This window comes from Halomonas sp. A3H3, assembly GCF_000982975.1.
GTDB lineage: Bacteria > Pseudomonadota > Gammaproteobacteria > Pseudomonadales > Halomonadaceae > Vreelandella > Vreelandella titanicae.
In genome coordinates, this window is record NZ_HG423343.1 from 1,648,087 (window position 1) to 1,669,999 (window position 21,913).

Annotated in this window: 14 protein-coding genes; 4 read left to right on the plus strand and 10 right to left on the minus strand. The window is 54.5% G+C overall.

The annotated features are described in order from the left end of the window. Nucleotides 1-296: 296 nt before the first annotated feature. Nucleotides 297-3,764 carry a class I SAM-dependent DNA methyltransferase gene (locus HALA3H3_RS07225; protein ID WP_022520903.1) on the minus strand — a complete coding sequence of 1,156 codons (3,468 nt, stop codon included), beginning with the start codon at nt 3,762-3,764 and terminating at the stop codon, nt 297-299. Between the two features lie 475 nt (nt 3,765-4,239). Here HALA3H3_RS07225 and HALA3H3_RS07230 point away from each other — a divergent pair, with 475 nt between their 5' ends. Continuing rightward, nucleotides 4,240-4,461: an antitoxin Xre/MbcA/ParS toxin-binding domain-containing protein gene (locus tag HALA3H3_RS07230; RefSeq protein ID WP_022520905.1), complete on the plus strand. Its 222-nt coding sequence runs from the start codon at nt 4,240-4,242 to the stop codon at nt 4,459-4,461. 138 nt (nt 4,462-4,599) lie between these two features. Here the strand turns inward: HALA3H3_RS07230 and HALA3H3_RS07235 are convergent, their stop codons facing one another. The 6 genes from HALA3H3_RS07235 to HALA3H3_RS07260 all read right to left on the minus strand — a co-directional run bounded on the left by HALA3H3_RS07235 (nt 4,600) and on the right by HALA3H3_RS07260 (nt 12,171). Then, a complete protein-coding gene (locus HALA3H3_RS07235; protein WP_022520906.1) occupies nt 4,600-5,013 on the minus strand; it encodes a hypothetical protein in 414 nt (137 codons plus the stop codon). Beyond that, complete coding sequence (locus tag HALA3H3_RS07240; protein WP_022520907.1) at nt 5,000-7,051, minus strand: hypothetical protein; 2,052 nt, start codon at nt 7,049-7,051, stop codon at nt 5,000-5,002. The genes HALA3H3_RS07235 and HALA3H3_RS07240 overlap by 14 nt, the downstream gene beginning before the upstream one ends. After that, on the minus strand, nt 7,044-8,621 hold the full coding sequence (locus tag HALA3H3_RS07245; protein ID WP_022520908.1) for a site-specific integrase: 1,578 nt from the start codon (nt 8,619-8,621) through the stop codon (nt 7,044-7,046). Before HALA3H3_RS07245 ends, HALA3H3_RS07240 begins: the two co-directional genes overlap by 8 nt. Continuing rightward, a complete protein-coding gene (locus HALA3H3_RS07250) occupies nt 8,611-9,930 on the minus strand; it encodes a site-specific integrase (RefSeq protein ID WP_022520909.1) in 1,320 nt (439 codons plus the stop codon). The genes HALA3H3_RS07245 and HALA3H3_RS07250 overlap by 11 nt, the downstream gene beginning before the upstream one ends. 141 nt (nt 9,931-10,071) lie before the next feature. Then, nucleotides 10,072-10,719, minus strand: a complete 648-nt coding sequence (locus HALA3H3_RS07255) for a single-stranded DNA-binding protein (protein ID WP_022520910.1) — start codon at nt 10,717-10,719, stop codon at nt 10,072-10,074. A 72-nt stretch (nt 10,720-10,791) separates the two neighbouring features. Continuing rightward, on the minus strand, nt 10,792-12,171 hold the full coding sequence (locus tag HALA3H3_RS07260; RefSeq protein WP_009288452.1) for an MFS transporter: 1,380 nt from the start codon (nt 12,169-12,171) through the stop codon (nt 10,792-10,794). A gap of 193 nt (nt 12,172-12,364) precedes the next feature. On the opposite strand from HALA3H3_RS07260, the gene uvrA reads away from it, so the two are divergent. Together uvrA and HALA3H3_RS07270 are read left to right on the plus strand one after the other, a co-directional pair. After that, the gene (gene uvrA / locus HALA3H3_RS07265; protein ID WP_022520911.1) at nt 12,365-15,211 is read left to right on the plus strand and encodes an excinuclease ABC subunit UvrA; all 2,847 of its coding nucleotides are present in this window, start codon (nt 12,365-12,367) and stop codon (nt 15,209-15,211) included. A gap of 154 nt (nt 15,212-15,365) precedes the next feature. Beyond that, nucleotides 15,366-16,109, plus strand: coding sequence for a Crp/Fnr family transcriptional regulator (locus HALA3H3_RS07270; RefSeq protein WP_022520912.1), 744 nt, complete (start codon nt 15,366-15,368; stop codon nt 16,107-16,109). A 5-nt stretch (nt 16,110-16,114) separates the two neighbouring features. Here the strand turns inward: HALA3H3_RS07270 and HALA3H3_RS07275 are convergent, their stop codons facing one another. After that, the gene (locus tag HALA3H3_RS07275; protein ID WP_022520913.1) at nt 16,115-16,909 is read right to left on the minus strand and encodes a hypothetical protein; all 795 of its coding nucleotides are present in this window, start codon (nt 16,907-16,909) and stop codon (nt 16,115-16,117) included. 57 nt (nt 16,910-16,966) lie between these two features. Further along, nucleotides 16,967-19,078 carry an adenosylcobalamin-dependent ribonucleoside-diphosphate reductase gene (locus tag HALA3H3_RS07280; protein WP_022520914.1) on the minus strand — a complete coding sequence of 704 codons (2,112 nt, stop codon included), beginning with the start codon at nt 19,076-19,078 and terminating at the stop codon, nt 16,967-16,969. A 197-nt stretch (nt 19,079-19,275) separates the two neighbouring features. On the opposite strand from HALA3H3_RS07280, the gene HALA3H3_RS07285 reads away from it, so the two are divergent. Beyond that, nucleotides 19,276-19,878: a hypothetical protein gene (locus HALA3H3_RS07285; RefSeq protein ID WP_009288449.1), complete on the plus strand. Its 603-nt coding sequence runs from the start codon at nt 19,276-19,278 to the stop codon at nt 19,876-19,878. An 8-nt stretch (nt 19,879-19,886) separates the two neighbouring features. On the opposite strand, the gene HALA3H3_RS07290 is transcribed toward HALA3H3_RS07285, so the two are convergent. Beyond that, nucleotides 19,887-21,893, minus strand: coding sequence for a sensor domain-containing diguanylate cyclase (locus HALA3H3_RS07290; protein ID WP_082116828.1), 2,007 nt, complete (start codon nt 21,891-21,893; stop codon nt 19,887-19,889). Nucleotides 21,894-21,913: the final 20 nt, after the last annotated feature.

A 21,913-nucleotide genomic window follows, 5' to 3' on the forward strand; every position in this document is an offset into this window, starting at 1 on the left:
GCTCCCTCTTACTCTATCTGGAGGCAGGGCGCTTTGAAGCAGCAACCCCTTGCCTGTCGCAACTCAAAGACTTAAGTCTTAAAGGATATTTTCGGCCCTCAGCTTCTTCAGTAATCCATTCCGGTGACCACGGTTGCCCGTCAGACTCCTCTTCAATCACAGTCAGTAGATTCCAGTAATGTTTATCCCTATTACTTTCGAGCCATAGACAAGTAATCTCAGCCCCTTGGGGGACTGGATATGGCCGGAGATAGGAATTTTGGCCGCTGCTCTGTTGTTGTATATCGGACACTAAATCACCCTATGGCAAACCAAGTATCAGTCTCGTGCTCATGCTCAGCGCGTCCCACAGCGGCAAGCGAAAGCAGTCCTTCCTCAACGGACTTCCGCGGTTTCCGCTTGAACAGCTCGGCCAAACTCTCGACAGTATGGGGGCGCACGGCCAAAGCCTCGCGTAGCACTTTAAGCTGTTCGGGCACTGCCTTCGGGAAGGTCGCCTTACCTTTGGCGACCGACGCAGCAGTCTTGGGCGCCTCGGCCTGCTCGGTGGCCAGCTCGACGCCTACCTGGGTGGCACCCGGCGCCTGGTAATCCGGGCGCACCCAGCGCACCTGGCCTTGGGCCTCCTCGGCAGCACGTTGTTTATTGAGTGCCACCAGGCGCATCAGTAGTTCTTCCTCTGCTTCGGCCTGGTCGGTGGGCTTGTCGGGCAGCGGTGTGGTGGCCCCAGGGCGGCCCACCAGCGTATCGGCAAGACTCGCCCATCCGTATGCCTCAAAGACGGCGCGGTCGAGTTCGTCATGAAGCTCGCGCAGCAGAGAGACCAGTCCCTGCTGGTGGATCGTCCTGTCCTTGTCGGCCAGCGCCTCACCAGCACGCAATTTCTCCAACACGTTGTACATGCTAGTCAGCGTCAGGGATGGATGAGCCGCCTGCTGCTTCTTGCGGTGTGCGTCAATTCGCTCGGCTAGTGCTCCTATATTGGAGGACTGTTCAGCGTTGAGGATCGGGAAGGGAAAGGCATCAAAGCAGCTGTTTTTGTTGTATACCGGGCGATCTTCAAGAGTAGCCCCGGCAGCTAAAGCCCAAAGAACATGGACCCGGCTAGACATCACACCAAACCACTGAGCATCATCAAGCGCAATGGCAATCAGCTTGTCATCTGGAACGACATCAGAAGACAGGAAAGTGAAAAACCTATGTTTTGAAGTTTGCACCGTAGCAATATAGCGACGCTTCCCGATAACCCCTTCACGAATATCAGGGCGGGAGCGAGCGAACATCCACCATTTTTCCCTGATAGCTTTGTCTTTCTTTTGTTCGCGTACAGGTTTTACTCTATCAAATAGCCATTGCCAAGTTTCGGGATAGAGGGCCTTTAGTTCGTCCTCTTCCAGTCCAAAAGTATCGAGCACATATATACCACGGGGCTTGCTCGTCAGGTCACGGCCATTCCGATAAGGGCGCATCAAGGCACCACCATCAAGCTTCTCACCCTGTTCACAAGTGACCAGAAAACCTTCACCGTGAGGAATCATGCCACGATTGCTAATCAGGCTATTCGCATTCAAAGCCTGAGCACTGGCTACATTTGCCCCAATGGCGAGGTTGGAGAACAGTTTTCCAAATCGGCTATTCAGCATTACCGAACGGCTACCATCTTCAACCCCTGACTCCGAGACGACCTGGCACAATTCCCCCGAAGCCTCACCGGCAACGCCTACCGTCATCGCGATGCGCACGGCGGCACCGTCGTTACCATCCACCCAAGGGTGATCAGGCACCGCAAAGGCTAGTGAGAGCGGTCTCTTGGCATCGCCCAAGTGGGGCTCCAGGACACGGCGATTGAAGGCCTGTCGCAGGCTGTTGGTGGTGATGAACCCGAAACGTTGTGCCTGGATATGACGTACAGTCTCAGCGGCAATGTGCCACCAGTACATTACGAAGTCGGCGGACTCAGGGACTGCACCTTTGTAGACCGCTCTGACAGCATCAACATAGCCATCACCAAGCGCGATGCGGAGCCGCTTATTCCCAATAAACGGCGGGTTACCGATGATGTAATCAGCCTCCGGCCACTCGGCACGGCGTGGGTTGTGATAGCGGTAGACATTGGTCCGACTAGTCTCGTCAGGGATCAGCTCGCCGGTGGTCTGGCTCACCTTCATGGCAATGCCGTCCCAGATAGTCACTGGCTCGCCATTCTCGTCCAACTCCGGCTCGCGGCAGTCGTACTCAATCAGAGCGTCACGGCACTCGATGTTATGGAAGTCGCGCAGGATCGGTTCAGGCAGGTCGAGGCGGTCGTTTAGGCGGTAGTGCCACTGCAAGTAGCCGATCCACAAGACCAGTTCGGCGATCGCCGCGGCCCTCGGATTGAGCTCCAAACCCAGGAACTGGTGCGGGTCAACGGTCAGGCCCTCGGTCTCAAGCATGCCCTGGCCCTGGCTCTGCTCGGCGATGAAGCCCAACACCTCGCCTTCTAAGCGCTTCATGTGCTCCAGAGAAACGTATAGGAAATTAGCGGAGCCACAGGCCGGGTCGAGCACCCGTATCTGGCACAGCTGATAGTGGAAAGCTCGAAGCTCTTGCAGTGCTTTATCACGCTTTTTCTGACGTAACAGTGTCTCCGCTGCCGCCCGTACGTCGCCCCACTGCTCACGCAGCGGTTCGATCAAGGTTGGCATCACCAGGCGTTCGACGTAAGCACGCGGGGTATAATGAGCGCCCAGCTTGTGGCGCTCCCGTGGATCCAATGCGCGTTCTAGCAAAGTCCCGAAGATCGCTGGCTCTACGAAGCGCCAATCGGCTTTGGCAGCATCGATCAACAACTGAATCTGCTCGACGGTGAGGGGGATGGGGTCGATGCCCTTAAACAGCCCGCCGTTAAAGCGCTTGATGGTTTGCATCAGACGTTCGCTGTAGCCCCCAGCGTTCATGGTCTCCCACAGCCCCTTCACGGCATGGGGAAAAGCCTCGGGGTTTCGATCCTTTATATCGACTAGCAGGTCATGAAATGAACCCTTAGGCAGCAGCTCTACGTCCTCAGCGAACATAGTGAATAGGCAACGCTTGAGGAAGTTAGCTACCCGCTCCACATCAAAACCATCCTGTTCTAGGGACTTGGCCAGTTGGGCCAGAGTTGCACTCACCTGTTTGGTAACCCGCGCCGCGTGCTTGCTGGGGTCCAGGCTATGTGGATCGAGCCACAACCTGCGCAGGCGATCCTGCACCTCGGGTCGATGCAGGTCGTCTAGGCGGATCTCATGGCGCCGTGGATCAGGATAGGCGACGTAGTTGCCACCTGTGCGCGAGAACTCTGAGAACAGGTAGATCGCGTTGCCTACGTCGACCACCACCACGAAGGGTGGGCGGCCGTGCTCCACCTCTTCCAATGGCAGGCCTCGCACATAGCGCTCAGCCTGGCTCACCGCCGCATTGATAGCGTTCTGGTGGCTCTGAGTGGCCAGCGTCTTACCGGTCTGCTTGCCCTCGAGCACGAAGCAGTCGCGGCGGTAGAGGTCGATATACCGCTTCTCGGTAGTGGAGTCTGCACGCTGCGGGGCGATGAAGCGCTCATACACATAGGCATTGTGTGCGTTCTCTGCCTTGCCAGGATCAGGCAGCGGCAGCTGCAGCAGCTCACATAGCTCGCGCATGAACGACTGAAAATTGGCCCGTTCGCTACCGGCATTGCCCTTCCAGCGGGCAACAAACTCGGTCACGACGACGGGATCGGCGATCGGTTTAACAGTGGCATCCATGCGGATAGCTCCCCGGCAAAGCAAATTATCATTTACCGATATGCTACCACCTTGAGCCCTGTAGGTTGGACCTCTATGCGAGCGAATGCTTACTGCAGAGTCCTTTAATCGGCGACAGATACTACCTAGCTGTCACCAGCCTGATTTACAGATTGAAATGGGAATGTTCATTTCTGTCTATAAGTCACGCCATATCAATTACTTGAATGAATATCAACTAAATCACTAAGGCTCTCACATACTTCAAAAGGCAGGTCAACACTTCCCTTTAGGCTTACTTGCTCGCCAATCGGTGACAAATACTACCTGGCTGCCACCAGCATTGAGGTCAGATAAAGACACCCTCGTAATTCGACTTTATCCAGTGTTATTGAGACAGTCGGCATAGAAATTAAGAATTCCCCTCCCCTAACACGTACCTTGCTAAGCTGAACATACTGGCTTCGAGCTATTTCTATGAATTCAAGGTGAAACAATGCCACGCAAACTGAACAAGCTGCAGGAAAGTGCAAAACAGGAGGTGGTATTAAAAGAAATTGAGCTCTGGTCTGGATCCCGACCAGAAGCGCTCAACTGGTATCATACTTATCCTATAGCTGCATTAGGCGGGCTAACTGCCCAGGAGCTAGTGACACAAGGACGTACTCATGAGGTACTGGAATACCTCAGGCATATCCGGGATGGCGGGTACGCATAAACACCTGATTTAATATCTTAAGATTCTTTTTTTAATAGGTATGCTCAAACTCGCCTTCATAAATGCCTTGGAAGTATGTCGAAATATAAAACCATCAAAACTTACGGTTTTTTTAATCTCTCAAAGAGAGGATTTTCACTAGGTACGGTTTACCTTAGGCAATGGAATATCGAAATTAAGTGAATTCATGCGTACATTGTGGGCATATGCATTATATTGCCAACGTCTAAATTGATCCAATAATAGATTATTCGTCTCTTCTAACCGTTTGACCTCTGCTTCAAGTGAGGCAATTCTCTTCATAGCAGCTTCAATATTATAATCGTGTGGCAAACAATCCCTGGCTTCTCTAAGATCCTGTTGACGCTGTTGAAAAGCCTGTTTGATAGCTGGATATTGATACATTGTGTGTTTCGAAATCGACTCAACACCCAGCACCTTCGCCACACGCGCACAAAAAAGCGACCACGTTAGTTTCCCTTCCCAGCGATCAAGCTCACGAAGAATCTTTGGTAACGTGCTACGTGTCACTATTTTCTTAGGCATCTTCATACCCCAATAACGCCTGAAATATCTTGGGTTCAATAACTGGCTCCCTATCAGGGCCCAACTCATCACCTAAAATTCTCAATGTTCGCTCAACGGCGGAAGGATCATGCTCATCTGGGATTCTTGCCAAAGAACCGTCAGCCACTTCTGGATGCTCGAGTGTTATACGCATAGCGCGGACATGAGCTAGCTTCCATTTGTGATTGTCCACCCAACGGTCAGCACCAAAAATACCGTCTTCATGAGCTAGCTGCGCACGATCCAACAGAGATTGTGTCTGTTCTTCAAGTAGTTTTATCCGATCAAGGGTGACATGATCCCCTTTAACACACACATGTTCCTTGCAGGTCATACATTCCATCTGCTTCTGACAAGGGGCCATTGCGTAGTCATGTGTACACATACCATAAAGGGTTGCCTTAGCCGTCCCCAACCGATCCACACCTAATTCTTGATAGGTCACGGGGGCCTTTCCCCTGAACCGCTCGAGAACGCTTGGCTTCTCGCCGTAAAGCAGCTCTTGTGCCGTTTTTAGCTTTTCCTCTGGCGTTCGGTGATCATAGTGTCGATTGTCGCTAACTCGTGCACGTCCTGCCCACTGGGCTAGTGTATAGTCATCCATTCCGGCACGTTCCGACATGGTACTCAACCAATGCCGTAATTGATGGCTCGTTAAACCAATCGGCGAGCCATCGGCTTCTTTGAGTCCAAACCTCTCAAACAAGGAATAACGATCGCGCACCTTCATGCGACTATTAACTTCATTGGCTGTAGGAAGACGCCAGGAAAAAGGTTTCGTCTGAAACCTCTGATGAAGTTCATTTTCACGATGGAGACATAGCATATCCCACACCAAAGTCGTCTTCTGTCCATCAGAATATGGCCAGTCACTACCGCAATAGATCTCAGCCATAAAGTCTGCTAACCGCCCATACGTTACTTCCTCAGATATAACAAGCTTAGAGAGCCACTTCTGAGAGCCAATACAGGACCACCGGGGCGCACCATGTTTATCTCTAATGTTACCTTTAGGCTTGATCGCTATGATGCGACATACTTCCTCTGGTGACAGCCGGACCTCCCTAGAGCGCTCAGGCAACACATCCTGTCCTGTTTCAGCCATGACTCGTCCAGGGTGATCATATGCAAACTTCGCAGCCTTGCGCGCTGGCTCGCCAATCTCTCTGAGACGACCTACTGCCTCCTCAACCACTCCTTGCATGGCTGGCACGACCCACTTCTTCATGGCCCCTTTGCCTTTCGCCGCGTGCCAGCGAAGAAACATCTGTGATGTGCCCTGATCATCTTCTTCCCAACCGATACAATCCACAGGCAGCGCGAGCACCTCAGAAACTCGGTTAGGCGCAACCATGAGAAGCACCATGATGCTGGAAAAGTATCGCGACTCTACATCATCTGCTTTCGAAAATAGGTCAGCCACCATGAGCATTGCCTGATGAGTGGGCAACTTCGATGAACGGTGTTTTCCACCGCCATCATCAAGGGATTCAGTCAGAATCTTAGGTTTCTTGAAAGGAGATTGCCACTGGGGAAAAGAGGGCACCAATCTATGTCGGATACAGAACTCGCAAACATGCTGTATCTTCAGGCCTGTTTTATGCCATACATCAGCATTAGAAAAGAACTCCCGACACTTTTCCGCACTAACATCCAGGACAACTTGACTCAGATGAGAAATATCCGCCTCTCCATGCACTTCAAGTAAAGCTGCTTCAAGGCAGCGAAGCGCATGCAACGAATACATGACGGATACAACTGGCCGATGACTAAAAGTATAACGAATATAGGCTTTGGCAAACTGCTTAAAAGGGTCAGCCATTGGAGTATAGGAATATGTTCCAAGCGGCGCTGTCTTCGTCGCAAACACCGCAACCGTCTTGCCCTGCTTCCAACGATCACTGTCCCATGCCCCCCTCTCGGAAAAGGCGGTTAGTCTCTCCCTTGCCAAACAAATGAAGTCCGCCAGATTTTGCTTCGCATCCACTTCCGCGCGAGGATAAAATTGAAAGACTTCAGCCATCCGCCCTCTCCGTCACTGACTCATTTAATGAACTACTTTGCTGCGACTGATCACACATAGAGACGCAATGCTCAACAGCCAGGATTAGCTGATCGTTTGCCTGTACAATCAGCTCGTCACACCCCGCTTCCCGAGTGCGGTGCTTCTCCTCATAAAGCTCCTTGAGAACTTCTCTATGCGGACCTTCGACCCAAGGCTGAAAATGATGACAGGTATAACAGGCTCGATATCCACTGGCACAAAAACCATAGTGGCCACATGTGCCAACTGCCTGCTGTTGATGATTCGGCACACGACTTCCAGGATCGTTGCCACGAATGGCCTCTCGCTCTGACCAGACCAAGGTTCCCATACACGCCTGAGCGAATGGAGCCAGCTTCGCTCCTACGTACTCATCAATAATGGCGGCCTCTTGCGCAGTGTTCTCACAGTAGACCCGCACATTCTGGATATCCGAATGATCCAATAATTCGGCAATCACGTACGCTCCAAAGCCGTCACGCCGTAGTTTCGTACCTCGGGTATGGCGAAAACGTACCGCCGATAGGCGAATGAACTCACCAGTGCGTTCTGATCGAGCTCGAGACAATCTCGCCAGGCTTTGAAGCCCCCTCGCAAGGGACCCAACGGTCACATGGAGCGCGTCGGGCCGCTCCCCCGTTAGCAGATCAGCAACGTCAGAGGCACAGGTTACGGACGCCAAGGTTTCGTGATTGATAAAAACTGGTATTTCATTCCTCAGATGCGGTTCCAGTTTTCCCCCTACCGCTCTCTCTACGTTCGATAGAGAGAGGTGATATTGGTGATTGAGCACTTGATACAAGTCTTCAATGACCGCCAGCGTCCGATAAGCATGCCGAAACCCACCACCTCGTTGCTTGGCACGCGGAACGCGGATCTTGTACTGAGGTATGCCTCGCGAAGTTTCCTTTAGGAGGTCTTTGCCGCGCAGAGCCGCAATCTGTACTGGCCTCCTTGCTGTCATGGCAAGCGTCAACAAATAGGCATAGTCACGAAAGCTGATCTGCTCACAGGCCGCAGCCATGTTGGCCCAATCCAAGAGAGATTGAATTTCCAGGTCGGTGAGCGGGCCCGTTTCGGGGCAAGCCACCAGTACTGCCTTGCCTTTATCATTGCCTTTGATACGCCACTGCTGCAATAACTCCGCAACTTCTGTAGGGACACCTGGGAAACCATAATCATGCCAGGCCAGCAAAAACCCCTTAAGCCCTCCAAGGTACCATTGTTTTTCCTCCCCTAGGTCCGCACGCCAATTCATAAGCGCTTCAGCCGAAATAGAAAGCGCCCCAGTATCACGAAGAAAACGATTAAATCTGGTAGCCATGTTTACCGTATGTTTAGCCGACAACTCTTCCGCATATCTTTTTAGTGCAGACCGAAAACCATGCTGTGTTGGCTCTGGAAGCTCAGAGGCTCTTCCCAAATAAATAATCACGTCTTTATTCAACTGCCAATGATCATCATCTGGAGAAAACGTATAGCCATCCTTGGATATAGACTTCTTCGCACCTGATATCTCTCGAGGCCAGCCTTCTGCGTTACTCCTCATGCTTACTCCTCGAAAGATCCATCGTATTTAAGCCTGTTTGTAGTTCGCGAATTGCTCTATCGGCTGTTTCTCGAATATGACGCTGATTGTAGGCGGCGCCAGACTCTCGGCTTCGGTGGCCATTCAGGGCTGCGCGAATGTCCAACTCTCGCGCCTCACTGATGGGCTCCAGATTTACATATTTGGCAGCGCCGCTACGCGCCTTTTTGTTGTGATCATCGATTCGCAGCGACAGCTCATAGTTGAAGTGATGCCGAAATGCATGTGGATGGATAGCAACAAAGTCAGGATCGACTCTACGCATCTTGCGCATGATCTGGGTACCGAGGGCAGCGGCAGACAATGGTTTGCCGTATCCCGGTCCTTTCTGATGAGACACTATCAAGTACGGATGTCTTCGAGCCTGCGGAATGCTTGCGCGTACATTCAAGATGTAGTCCTGGATCTGGTCTGCTAGAGCTCTAGGAATCGGTAGGGCCCGTTCTTTAGTCTTCGGCACCCCCTGGTAGGGACGAGAGTCTAGGACATCGTCTTGGTTGCGGCGCAGCCAGACCAGTGGCTCATTCCCGAGCTCAAGGTGGTCGATTCGTAGGCTCAAAAGCTCACCACGCCGCATACCCGTATACCTTAGCAGCCCGAACAGTATGGCGTTGCGCAGCCTGACGCCAGAATCGCGGAAAGGATTATGAGGATGGTCGATTGCCGAGACGGCTATGAATCGCTCGATCAGGTCTGAGGGAGGGGACTTCTCATGTGGGTCCCCGTCAGCGTACCCGATCAAGCCACGAGGCCGATGTTTACGGATGCTCTTGGCCATCTGCTGGATCGCGTCAGTATCGCGAGCACTGTGCTTATGCTGCGTCAGCACGGTAGCCAGAAACTCGAGATACTCGGCCACGGTAGTCATGCGGTTGAAGTGGTGTGAGGCGCAGACAGACGCTTGTGTACCGCTTTGCCCCACGTGCGCTTCAATGAACGCATGAACCGACGCAGAACCATTTCTCGGTTTCGCGGGCCTCAGATCACGTATGTCGCGTTTCATGAAATCACGGAGGGATAGAATATCGGGGAGGGACAAAAAACGAGACTGAGTGAATTCAGCGATCAGATCTCTTTGGCTGTGGGCCTCCCACAGAAGTAGCACGAGGATATCAGCGAGTTTGTTTCTGATCGTATTGACCGCAGCTCCCGCGTTACGCAGACGCACCGTAGCGAACAGCGTGGGATAGAACATCGGGATACCAGAGTCATCTAGCAGGAATGGGACACGTTCTCCCCCTCCAAGTATTCTGATCGTGAGCGTCGGCATGGGGCCCCTATTCTCTACGTTTTTCTCAGTATATGACTAATAAACCTTTTGTCTACTTTTTTATCATTAAAAAAAAGGGCAAACCAATGAAAAATCAGTGGCTTGCCCATCATATTCGCTACCATATTCCAGAGGTATTGGCTAGAACGGGATCTCATCGTCGAAGTCGTCGAAGTTACCCGGATCCGGAGCGCCGTAGCTGCTGTTCTGCTGGTTGGGCGGTGGAGCTTGGTTGCCCTGGTGCGGTGCTGGCTGAGCGGGCCGTGGTGGCTGTTGTGGGCTCTGCCCGCCAGGGTAGTTATTTCCGCCTTGAGGCGCACCACCCTGAGGGGGATAGCCGCCTTGGTGATTAGCAGCAGGATTATTTTGAGCCGGCGCATTCTGGGGGGCGTTCTGAGGAGCGTTCTGGGAATAGTTATTTTGCGGAGCGCCACCGCCCTGGTAATCACCGCTACGGCCATCAAGCATCTGCATATCGTTGGCAACGATTTCCGTCGAGTAGCGATCTTGCCCATTCTGATCCTGCCACTTACGGGTTTGCAGGCGCCCTTCAATATAGACTTTGGAGCCTTTTTTCAGGTACTGCTGGGCGATCTCAGCGGTTTTATTGAACATCACCACGCGGTGCCATTCGGTGCGCTCTTGGCGTTGACCGCTTTGGCGATCCATCCAGGTATCAGTGGTGGCCAGGTTTAGGTTGGCCACAGCGGTGCCGCTGGGAGTGAAACGCACCTCTGGATCCTGCCCGAGGTTGCCAATCAGAATGACTTTGTTAATGCCGCGAGCCATAAGGCGCTCCTTTAATAGCTGTCATGTAGAGTTTATTGCCAACCGCCGCCACACTTCATCGGCACGGCTGGATTAAGATTTGGGGGGTGCCATGAGCTTGTTCAACGCCGCCTGATCGAGCTGCTGGCGATTCACCTTTAAATAGACCAAACGCTCTTCTGGCACCACCATTACGTCTTCGACGCCGACCACATCGGCTAAGTGTTCCATCAACAGGTCGAGCGCATCTGCCTGAGTCTCGTGTAGCGCCACCACTTCGCTGGAGAGCGGGGGCGGCGCGGGCATCCGCCACATGGCGATCCACCAGCATAGCGCAAGCCCAGCACAGCCAATAAAAACCGCGTTGAGGCCACCGTAATGCGCCAGTAAACCGCCTAGCGTACCGCCTAAAAAAGCGCCTAAAAATTGGCTGGTGGAGTAGACCCCCATCGCGGTACCTTTGGCGCCCGCCGGGGCCAACTTACTGAGCATGGAAGGTAGCGTCGCTTCCAGCAAGTTAAAGCCAGTGAAGAACACAAACAGCCATACAAACAACCAGTAGCTTGGCGAGAGTGGCAACCCCAGCCCGGCCAAACTAATCACAATAGCGCCGATCGCAACCAAGCACATCAAACGCATGCGCTGCTGCTTCTCGGCCACAATTATCAGCGGCACCATGGCCACAAACGATAGCGCCATAATGCCAAGATATGCCAGCCCGTGATACTCAATCGCTACACCGGCGTCTAGCAGGCGAAAAGGTACCGCGACAAATATCGCCATCAGCACTAAATGCAGGGCAAAAATCGACATATCCAGCCGCCATAAATCGGGGCGGGTGATGACACTTTTAAACTGCTGGCGATCCATGCCCACATCGCGGTGACGTCGCCGCCGCGGCGCGGCAGGCACCCAGCGCCATAGCACCAGCAGCCCCACCAGCGTTAGTAGCGAGGTAAACCAGAAGACCCCAGCCAGCCCAGCCCAGGCGGCAAGCCATGGCCCCAGCACCATCGCAATCGCAAACGAAACGCCAATAGAGAGCCCAATGGTGGCCATAGCGGCGGTGCGCACTTCTTCACGGGTTTGATCCGCCAGCAGCGCCATAATCGCCGCGGCAACGGCACCGCCACCCTGCAGCGCTCGCCCGGCAATCACACCAATAATGGTATCGGATAGAGCGGCGACCACGCTGCCGAGTGCAAATATCAATAGCCCCATGGCAATCACCCGCTTACGACCAATGCGGTCAGAGAGTAAGCCAAACGGGATTTGCAGCGTTGCCTGGGTTAAACCATAAATCCCCAGCGCCACGCCCACGAGTAGCGGGGTCGAACCCTCAAGGGTGTCGGCATACAGCGCCAACACCGGCAGCACCATAAACAGACCCAGCATGCGCGATGCATAAAGCCCGGCCAAACCACTGATCGCACGTCGTTCAGAGGCCAGCAATAGTGCGGAAACCTTGCGCATAATGCCCTTTTATATGGTGGTTAAGCATGTGGTGAGTCAGTGTGGATTGTGACAATCCTCTATTCTAGCGGTTTGGGCTGGCGCTGGAAACGTCGCGAGTTGCCGCAGGTTATCTTGGGTTATGAAAGCGGTTTTGCCGGGAGGGTGCCGACAAACGTATAATCACGCTTTTGCCGCGCGATTCGAGGTGTTGATGGACAGCATTCTGGTCAGGGGTGCCCGCACCCACAACCTCAAGCAGATCGATGTGGAGCTGCCCCGTAACAAGCTGATTGTGATTACCGGCCTCTCCGGCTCGGGTAAATCGTCGTTAGCATTCGACACCCTTTACGCCGAGGGGCAGCGCCGCTACGTGGAATCGCTCTCCACTTATGCGCGCCAGTTCCTGTCGATGATGGAAAAGCCCGATGTGGATCACATCGAAGGGCTGTCACCTGCGATCTCCATTGAGCAGAAGTCCACTTCCCACAACCCGCGCTCGACCGTGGGCACCATCACCGAAATTTACGACTACCTGCGTCTGCTGTTTGCCCGTGCCGGGACGCCCCGCTGCCCAGAACATGGCGAAGACTTGGAAGCCCAGACCATCTCGCAGATGGTCGACCAAGTCATGAACCTCGCCGAAGGCACCAAGCTGATGCTGCTGGCGCCGGTAGTCAAAGGCCGCAAAGGCGAACATTTACAGTTATTAGCCGAGCTGCGCGCCCAGGGCTTCGTACGCGCCCTGGTCGATGGCCAAGTGCTGGAACTGGACGACATCGCACCACTGGATAAGCGCAAAAAGCACGATATCAGCGTCGTCGTTGACCGCTTCAAAGTGCGCGACGACCTTGCCCAACGTTTGGCGGAGTCCTTTGAAACCGCGCTGAACCTCGCCGACGGCACCGCCATGATTCACTTTATGGACGGTGAACGCGACGATATTGCCTTTTCATCGCGCTTTGCCTGCCCGGTGTGCGGCTACTCGCTGGCGGAACTTGAGCCACGCATGTTCTCGTTCAACAATCCTGCGGGCGCCTGCCCTACCTGCGACGGGCTAGGCGTACAGCAGTACTTCGACCCGGACAAGCTCATCAGCCACCCGGAGCTATCGCTTGCCGAAGGCGTGATCAAAGGCTGGGATCGGCGCAATATTTACTACTTCACCCAGCTCCAGGCACTGGCCAAGCACTACGGCTTTGAGCTGGAAACGCCCTGGCAAGAGCTCGCCCGCCACGAGCGGGAGGTTATCTTAAACGGCAGCGGCGACGAACAGATACCGTTTGTGTACGTGGGTGATCGCGGCCGTAAAGTGACCCGCGAACACGCTTTCGAGGGCGTACTGCCCAATATGCAGCGCCGCTATCGGGAAACCGAATCCAATATGGTGCGCGATGACCTGGTCAAATACATCGCCGTACAGCCCTGCGCCACCTGTAATGGCTCGCGCCTGCGTAAAGAGTCACGCCATGTTTACGTGGATGATCACAATATCGCCGAGATTGTGCGCTTTCCGATTGGTGAGGCGTGGCGCTACTTTGCCGACCTAAGCCTGCCAGGACGCAAAGGTGAGATCGCCGATAAAATCGTCCATGAGATTCACGCCCGGCTAGAGTTTCTGGTCAACGTGGGGCTGGACTATCTCAACCTGGAGCGCAGTGCCGATACCCTTTCCGGCGGTGAAGCCCAGCGTATCCGTTTAGCCAGCCAAATCGGCGCAGGCCTGGTCGGGGTCATGTATATTCTCGATGAGCCGTCGATTGGCTTGCATCAGCGCGACAACGACCGACTGCTGAAAACCCTTGAGCGACTGCGTGACTTAGGCAATACCGTGATTGTGGTAGAGCACGATGAAGACGCTATTCGCGCCGCCGACCACGTGCTGGATATCGGCCCAGGTGCGGGTGTGCACGGCGGTGAAATCGTTGCCCAGGGCACCCCGCAAGACGTGATGGACAACCACAACTCGCTGACCGGCCAATACTTATCTGGCTCCCGGGAAATTGCCGTGCCGCCCTACCGCATACCCGGCAATCCAGAAAAGCAGCTGATTGTGCGCGGCGCTACCGGCAATAACCTGCAGAACGTCACCCTTAGCCTGCCGCTGGGGCTGTTTATCGCCATCACCGGCGTTTCCGGCTCAGGTAAATCGACGTTGATCAACGGCACCTTGATGCCGATTGCGGCGCGCGAATTAAATCGCGCGACAACATTGACCGCCGCGCCCTATGAGAAGATCGAGGGGCTCGACCAGCTTGATAAAGTCATCGATATCGACCAGAGCCCGATTGGTCGCACGCCACGCTCCAACCCGGCCACCTATACGGGTATTTTTACGCCGATTCGCGAGCTGTTTGCGGGCACCCAAGAAGCGCGTTCCCGGGGCTATAAGCCCGGTCGTTTTAGTTTTAACGTCAAGGGTGGGCGCTGCGAGGCGTGCCAGGGCGAAGGCATGATCAAGGTAGAGATGCACTTTCTGCCGGATATCTACGTGCCCTGCGATGTCTGTAAGGGCAAACGCTACAACCGCGAAACCCTGGACATTCATTACAAGGGTAAAACCATCCACGAAGTGCTGGCCATGACGGTGGAAGACGCCCTGGAGTTCTTTAGCCCAGTGCCCGCCATTGCACGTCGCCTGCAAACCTTGCTAGATGTAGGCCTTTCCTACATTCGCTTAGGGCAGAGCGCCACCACCCTTTCCGGTGGCGAAGCGCAGCGGGTTAAACTCGCCCGTGAATTGGCCAAGCGTGATACCGGCAAAACGCTGTATATCTTGGATGAGCCCACCACCGGCCTGCACTTTGAGGATATTCGCCAACTGCTGACGGTACTTCACCGTCTGCGCGATCACGGCAATACCATCGTGGTGATTGAGCACAACCTGGATGTGATCAAAACCGCCGACTGGATTGTCGATCTTGGCCCCGAAGGGGGTTCAGGTGGCGGACAGATCATCGCCGAGGGCACGCCGGAACAGCTCGCCAAACAGGACGTTTCGCATACCGGCCGCTTCTTAGCGCCGCTGCTCGCGCGAGGCAAGCGTGCAACGAAGCGTTGACGCTGGTTTTCGAGGGGTGAGCGCTGCTCACCCCAGGCTAAATAGGTACGCTAGTTAGCCTATTTGGGCGACGCAGTAGATGGCCACATCGTTTATAGTGGCGGGCAGATAATCGTTAGCAGTATTATCCAATCCTGTGCTGGAGGGATACGTCGTGGGTCAGGAAAACAGCTGTATTATTAAGCACTTCAATCACTACTGCTCATTAAGCGATGATGAGAAGGGATTGCTCATGGCGCTAGAGGAGAGCCCAACCAATATTAAGTCGGGCACGCTACTCTGGGAGATGGGCGATGCGGCCAATGAGTTTTGCACGCTAAAAAGTGGTTGGGCCTACTCCTACCGTCACTTAGAGAATGGTGACCGACAGATTCTCGAAGTGTTTTTGCCGGGCGATATCATCGGGTTGCGCGAGTTTGCCTTCTCGCAGCGGCTTGAAAATGTGCGCATGATTGATGATGGCGTGATTTGTCATTTCCCGCATAAACGTATGCTGGAAATATTTCGCCAGTCGCTGCCTCTCACCTCGGTGATGTTTGCCATTGGCAGCCGTCAGCAGGCGCTGCTCACTGAGCGCCTCGTCACTCTGGCCAGACGCAGTGCACGTAAGAAAATGGCGCATTTTCTGTATGAAATGTATTTAAGGCTGCGCCAAACCAACCCGGATATTAGCAACCAGTTCCGCCTGCCGCTCTCACAGGAGCAGTTAGCCGATGTGCTCGGGCTAAGCCCGGTACACGTTAGCCGCACCTTTACGGCGCTTAGTGAAGACGGCCTAGTATTTCGCGACCGCCACCATGTCACCATTCCAGACTTATCCGCGCTATGCACCGAAGGTGAATTTGACGATTGCTACCTCACCGACAATGTCCGGCCACTGTTAGGCGATTCCGCCTGAGAAAACTAACCACACTTTGACCAGCCGCAGCCAGCATAGCAGGTCGGGCAGCCATCCATCATGATCAGCTCACCGCGGCACTCGGGGCAGTTACCCACTATGGCTGGGCCACTGCCTTCAGGCTTTTTTCCCTTCGTCGCCTTATCACCGCCAATCGACTCCACCGCGCCTGTTTCAATGGGTGCATCATTAGCTTCGTCTTCAGCACCGGGCTGCCAAGCGTGGCCGTGAGCCATACGATGAGCATAACGCTCTACCAGCTTTTCAACCGGCACCTGGTTGCCATCCCGATCTAGAAAACCGCGGCGATAAAGAATCTGCTGAATCGACCAGGCAATCGCCGCCACTTCCGAATCGTGGAACATTGGCTTATTCCAACGGTTCATACCACAGCGTACCAAGCCTTTGTCCCAGGCCACTTTGCGTAGATCCGCCACCGCTTGGGTGACGTAACCACCGCGGGCCGCCAGCGAAAGGCTGCGCATGGTCGCGGTGATCCACTGGTGCTCGCTGGAGAGCTGCCCTGACGGAAAAAAGAACTCCACCGGGCGCTCAATCACCACGCGCTTACTGCCAATCACGCCTTCCACTGGCATAAACGACACCAGCAAATAGACTTTTTTACGCCCTTCCGCGCCTACGTATGAAATCTTTTCAGACACGGCTTCCAAAGTGCCTTCCGGACGGGAAGGTATACGTACCGTTAGCGGATCTTCATCTTGTAGCTCAGGAACGGGAACGGCCTGCTCCTGCTGCTTGATACGGTAACCAACAATTTTTGAGGTAATTTCTACAGCCATGGTGTTCTCCACTTAGCAAAGGTGTGCGTTTTTAAACAGATGGCGCTTAACGCGGCATCACCATTTGCCGTAGGTGCCTTCTTTTAAGCCATCAAAGAGGTTGGCAGCGTTATGCTCTTCACCGTCGTAAATCACCTTCTCATCCCCGGCTAGTTCGAGGGTTTCACCGTTTTCCAGTTCAAATACGTAGGTCGTGTTTTTAAGATCATCTTCCCGCACGAGCACGCCCTGGAAAGCTTCGGGATTAAAGCGGAAAGTAGTGCAGCCTTTTAAGCGGCTTTCATAAGCCTGCAAATAGAGGTTCTGGAACTGTTCAAAGGGGAACTCGGTAGGCACATTGACCGTTTTCGAGATCGCTGAATCCACCCAGTGCTGGGCGGCGGCCTGAACGGCAACGTGCTGTTCGGGAGATATCGCATCGGCGGTGACGAAGTAGTCAGGCAGGTCGCTGTCCACCGCATCAGATGCAATAAAGTGACGGTAGGCGGCCAGTTCAAAGGAGACGACTTCGACCTGCTCTTTGGTCTTCTTGCCCGACTGAATAATATTGCGGAAATAGCGGTGCGAGAAGGAGGGTTCGATACCGTTGGAGGCATTGTTACCCATCGACAGGCTGATCGTGCCGGTCGGCGCGATCGAGCTGTGGTGGGTGAAGCGCGCACCGTGCTCGGCTAGCTGTGACACAAGCTCCGGCTCCAGCTCGGCCACTTGGGCCATGTACTGACTATAACGGGCGTGTAGGATACGCCCCGGCACTTGATCGCCCACTTCGTAGCCATCTTTGGCCAACTGAGGCCGCTCGCGCAACATTTTGGGAGTAATGGTGTGCTCCTGCTCAAGCACCGGCGCCATGCCTTTCTCTTGGGAGAGCTCCAGCGCCTGCTTCCAACCCTCTATCGCTAAGTGCCGGCTCACCTCATCAGTGAACACCAACGACTGCTTAGAACCGTAAGGGATTTTGAGCATGGTGAGCGTTGAGCCTAAGCCCAAAAAGCCCATACCGTGACGGCGCTTGGCTTCTATTTCACGCTGCTGCTGGGGCAGCGGCAAACCGGCAATCTCGACCACGTTATCGAGCATACGCGTGAAGATCGCGACCACTTTGCGGTAGCGTTCCCAATCAAAGCGCGGCTCGGCGCCGAAGGGGTCGATCACGAACTTGGTTAGGTTGACAGAACCTAGCAGGCAGGCGCCTTCTGGCGGCAAGGGTTGTTCGCCACAGGGATTCGTCGCACGGATATCTTCGCAGAACCAGTTATTGTTCATGCGGTTAACCTGGTCGATCAGGATAAAGCCAGGCTCGGCGTAGTCATAGGTGGAGGACATAATGGTGTCCCACAACTCCCGCGCTTTAATCACTTCGACAATGCGGCAGGCGACGCGGCCTTCGGCATCGACCGTGTAGCCCTCTTCAACTACCGGCCAGTCACGGTAGATCAAGTCTTCCGCTTTGACATCCTCTTTCTCACCGGGGTGCAGCGGAAAAGCCAGCGGCCAGTCAGCATTGTTCTTGACCGCTTCCATAAATTCGTCGGTGATCAGCAAGCTGAGGTTAAACTGTCGTAGGCGCCCCGCTTCGCGCTTGGCCTGAATAAACTCGCGCACATCTGGGTGGCCCACATCGAAAGTACCCATCTGAGCACCACGCCGACCACCAGCAGAGGCGACGGTGAAGCACATCTTGTCGTAGATATCCATAAACGCCAGTGGGCCGTTGGTGCCCGCGCCAGCGCCGAATACGAACGCGCCCTTATGACGCAGCGTCGAGAAGTCGTAGCCGATACCCGCCCCGGATTTCAGCGTCATACCCGCATCAACCACTGAGTCGAGGATATCGCGCATGGAGTCACGAATGGTGCGGGAGACAGTGCAGTTAATCAGGCTCACCGCAGGCTTGTAGGCCTCAGCCCCCGCGTTGGAGAGAATACGACCGGCAGGAATCGCGCCGTTTTCCAACGCCCAGCGAAATTTGGGCAACCACTCTTCCGCTTTATCTCCCTCCACCGCTGCCAGGGCACGAGCAACCCGTTCAAACGTAGCACCAACGTCCTGATCAACGGGTTGGCTATGACGATCCTTAAGACGGTATTTGGCGTCCCATATTTCCCGCGAGGGGGCCTGCATAGGGACATCGTTAGAGGTCTTCATAGCCTTGGCAGCGGTGCTCATGTCGCAAAACTCCTTCACAGCGAGGGTGAATTATAGCGCTCAAATAGGGCGATTATACGTAGCATCGAAGTGAAGTATAGACGTGACCTCCCACCATATGAGGCACTTTTTTTAATTTTTTCTACCATATATAGGAAAATCAGCGCGTTACTATTTTGCCAATCCCAAACACGATATAGACTGGGGTTTTGGGTTAAATGGCTTTGATCATGTCCGCAACTCACTTCCTGCGCTCTCCATCCCAGTATCTTTGCACGCTCACGTTTACCGTTGTGGCGATAGCGACCATGTGGATGGTCGCTACGCCCGTCGCTAACGCGACCACCTTCAATACTGACGATGTGGCCACCCACGACCATTGGCAGTCAATGACGCTCTCACTGGGGGGCGAACGCCACTATCGGGCGGTAGAAACCCACAGCTACTCGGATGCGACGCTGAGCTTGAATGCCACCTCGGGCGTTTGCGATTTACCCTGGCTGGAGATGCGCGTCACCCTTGAGCAGCAGCAGGGAGAGAGCCGTACAGTAAACCTGGTGCCCACTCGGCTGCGCATCGATGAGCGGCCCGTTATCGACACCATGGCGGAATTTATCACTGAGCGCGGCGATGACGGGTTTTATGCTCACTTTTATTTAAGTGACTTGGCATCACTGATGGCCGACATGCGCCAGGGGGAGCAGCTATTTCTCGGCTTCGACCAGGACGAGCGCGAGCCGTGGTATATGACCTTTAGCCTAAAAGGCGCCGATGCGGCGATCAACCGGATGCTCACCCAGTGTGAAGGTAGTGGCACCTAAAGGTTTGCTTAAATCAGCACCACAGGCTCAAGCGCCATTTCAACGCGGTTGCGTCCGCCATGCTTAGCGCGGTACATGGCGTCATCAGCCCGGGAGATAAGGGTTTTACAGCTGTCACCCGGCTGCCAAACGGCGACACCGATACTCACTGTAACCGTTTGCTCAACGCCCTCTATACGCAGCTCTTCTACCAGCGAGCGCAGCCGCTCAGCCAGGCCAGTGGCGGCATCAACATCGGAATGAGTCGCCAGCACAATAAACTCTTCGCCTCCCCAACGGCCCAGGTGGTCGCAGCCACGCAGCGAGCTTTCCACTAAGCGCGCCAGGGCCACCAGCACATCGTCACCCACGCTATGGCCGTGAGCATCGTTGATCTGCTTAAAGTTATCCACATCGAACAGTAGCAAGGCAAAAGCGGCCGCATAGCGCCTGGCAGCCACCAGCTCTGCATTGATCGCTTCTTCGATGCGGTAACGGTTCCACACCTTGGTTAGAGGATCGAAATGGGCTAATTGCTCAAGACGTTGGTTGGCTTCGGCAAGGGCTTTGCGTTCGTGCTCCAGGTGCATATTCAGTGAGCTAATTTCATAGGCAGAAATCGCCAGCGTCAGGTCTTCCCCCAAGTCTACCGCCGCTAAGCGCTCTACCCGCAGCCACGCTTCACTTCTGCCGACTACCTCTTCAGACCAAGCAACCGATGGAGCCAATATCACGGCCGGTTTAGGGTTGGTTGTAGGCTGCATCGCCCAATACAGCGTTTCCACCTGCTCGGGGCGAAAAAAAATCAGCCAGGCGCGCTGGGTCGAACTCATTGGCAGCGGCACTGCTAGAGCCCCACACTGCTCGGGCATGGCTAGCGAAGCGGTTAACGTCTCTTTGCCGATTTCGCGCGTGCACCAAGGGCCGCTATGTACATGAGTTCTTTCCAGGCGCAGCACAAACTGGCTTATCGCTTCTGGAGTCGGCGTCACACCCGCTTGATAAGCGCCACCATTCACCCACAGCACCACGCCATGGGCGCGAAACAGCTTCATCCAGATAGCCGCCTGCTCATGAAGTAATTGTTGGGGACTTTGCGGCTCGCTGCGCGCTCGCGCACTGAGCACCAGACTATCCTGAACCCGTTGTAGGTAGCGGGCTTCTTGACGCGCCCGTAGCAGCAGCATGCGTTGGGTGGCCATTTGTACGAGGGTGCGAACAGCATCACGCACGGGGGGCTCAACCGAATGCGGCACAGGTGAGTGGCAAAACACTAGCCCCCATAAGCCGGTATCCCCCTGAATGGCTAAACTGAATGAGCCCCGCACGCCCAGACGGTTTAAATAGCGCTGCCGTTCTGGCGCAGGTGCGCGTAAAAAACTACCGTTAAGGCTCGCTCCCGGGACGGCGGGGATCAGCGTTTCAGTAGGAGCATTAACGTCTTCAATTAACCGTACAGGGGAGTGTTGGTAACTTTTGCGCAAGGCGACAGGGAAGTCGCTGGCAGGAAAGCGTTGACCCAACAGCGAGGGCAGCCGTTTTCCCAATGCTTCTGCGACCATCAAACCATGCCAATCGCTATCGAAATGGCACACGGTGACACGATCATGACCGGTGAGCTGTTGAACAGCGTTAACCAGGCAGTCGAGGAGTTCTTGCTGATGCGTCGCTTCAACCAAATGCCTCAGCCGCTCAGTCACCGTACCCAGCAGACGACGCTTACTACGGGGGTTGAGTGGCTCAATCTCGACAATGACCTGCTCACCCGCTCGATAAGCGTGGATTTGAAAACGTGCGTGTCGGTGCTTGGAACGCATAAACACTAAAGGGCCAGGGAGCCGCTGCTGCCCCTGCAATTCACGACGCACCCGCTGACTTAGCCGTTTCCCCAACACGCAGGCTAGCGTAAGCTGCCCATGTTCAGGGCGCTCAAAACCAATTAAGCGGGTTAAGTTAGTACTAGTAGTTTGGATGCAGCGACAATCGGCATCGACTACCAGCAGGGCTCCAAACGACTGCAATCGCGGGTGGTACATGGACACAAACGTGGCCTCGC

Excerpts from the sequence above, each read along its gene's own strand:
- HALA3H3_RS07225 (WP_022520903.1), bottom strand. The coding sequence starts at position 3,764 with ATGGATGCCACTGTTAAACCGATCGCCGATCCCGTCGTCGTGACCGAG.
- HALA3H3_RS07230 (WP_022520905.1), top strand. The coding sequence starts at position 4,240 with ATGCCACGCAAACTGAACAAGCTGCAGGAAAGTGCAAAACAGGAGGTG.
- HALA3H3_RS07235 (WP_022520906.1), bottom strand. The coding sequence starts at position 5,013 with ATGAAGATGCCTAAGAAAATAGTGACACGTAGCACGTTACCAAAGATT.
- HALA3H3_RS07240 (WP_022520907.1), bottom strand. The coding sequence starts at position 7,051 with ATGGCTGAAGTCTTTCAATTTTATCCTCGCGCGGAAGTGGATGCGAAG.
- HALA3H3_RS07245 (WP_022520908.1), bottom strand. The coding sequence starts at position 8,621 with ATGAGGAGTAACGCAGAAGGCTGGCCTCGAGAGATATCAGGTGCGAAG.
- HALA3H3_RS07250 (WP_022520909.1), bottom strand. The coding sequence starts at position 9,930 with ATGCCGACGCTCACGATCAGAATACTTGGAGGGGGAGAACGTGTCCCA.
- HALA3H3_RS07255 (WP_022520910.1), bottom strand. The coding sequence starts at position 10,719 with ATGGCTCGCGGCATTAACAAAGTCATTCTGATTGGCAACCTCGGGCAG.
- HALA3H3_RS07260 (WP_009288452.1), bottom strand. The coding sequence starts at position 12,171 with ATGCGCAAGGTTTCCGCACTATTGCTGGCCTCTGAACGACGTGCGATC.
- uvrA (WP_022520911.1), top strand. The coding sequence starts at position 12,365 with ATGGACAGCATTCTGGTCAGGGGTGCCCGCACCCACAACCTCAAGCAG.
- HALA3H3_RS07275 (WP_022520913.1), bottom strand. The coding sequence starts at position 16,909 with ATGGCTGTAGAAATTACCTCAAAAATTGTTGGTTACCGTATCAAGCAG.
- HALA3H3_RS07280 (WP_022520914.1), bottom strand. The coding sequence starts at position 19,078 with ATGAGCACCGCTGCCAAGGCTATGAAGACCTCTAACGATGTCCCTATG.
- HALA3H3_RS07285 (WP_009288449.1), top strand. The coding sequence starts at position 19,276 with ATGGCTTTGATCATGTCCGCAACTCACTTCCTGCGCTCTCCATCCCAG.
- HALA3H3_RS07290 (WP_082116828.1), bottom strand. The coding sequence starts at position 21,893 with ATGTACCACCCGCGATTGCAGTCGTTTGGAGCCCTGCTGGTAGTCGAT.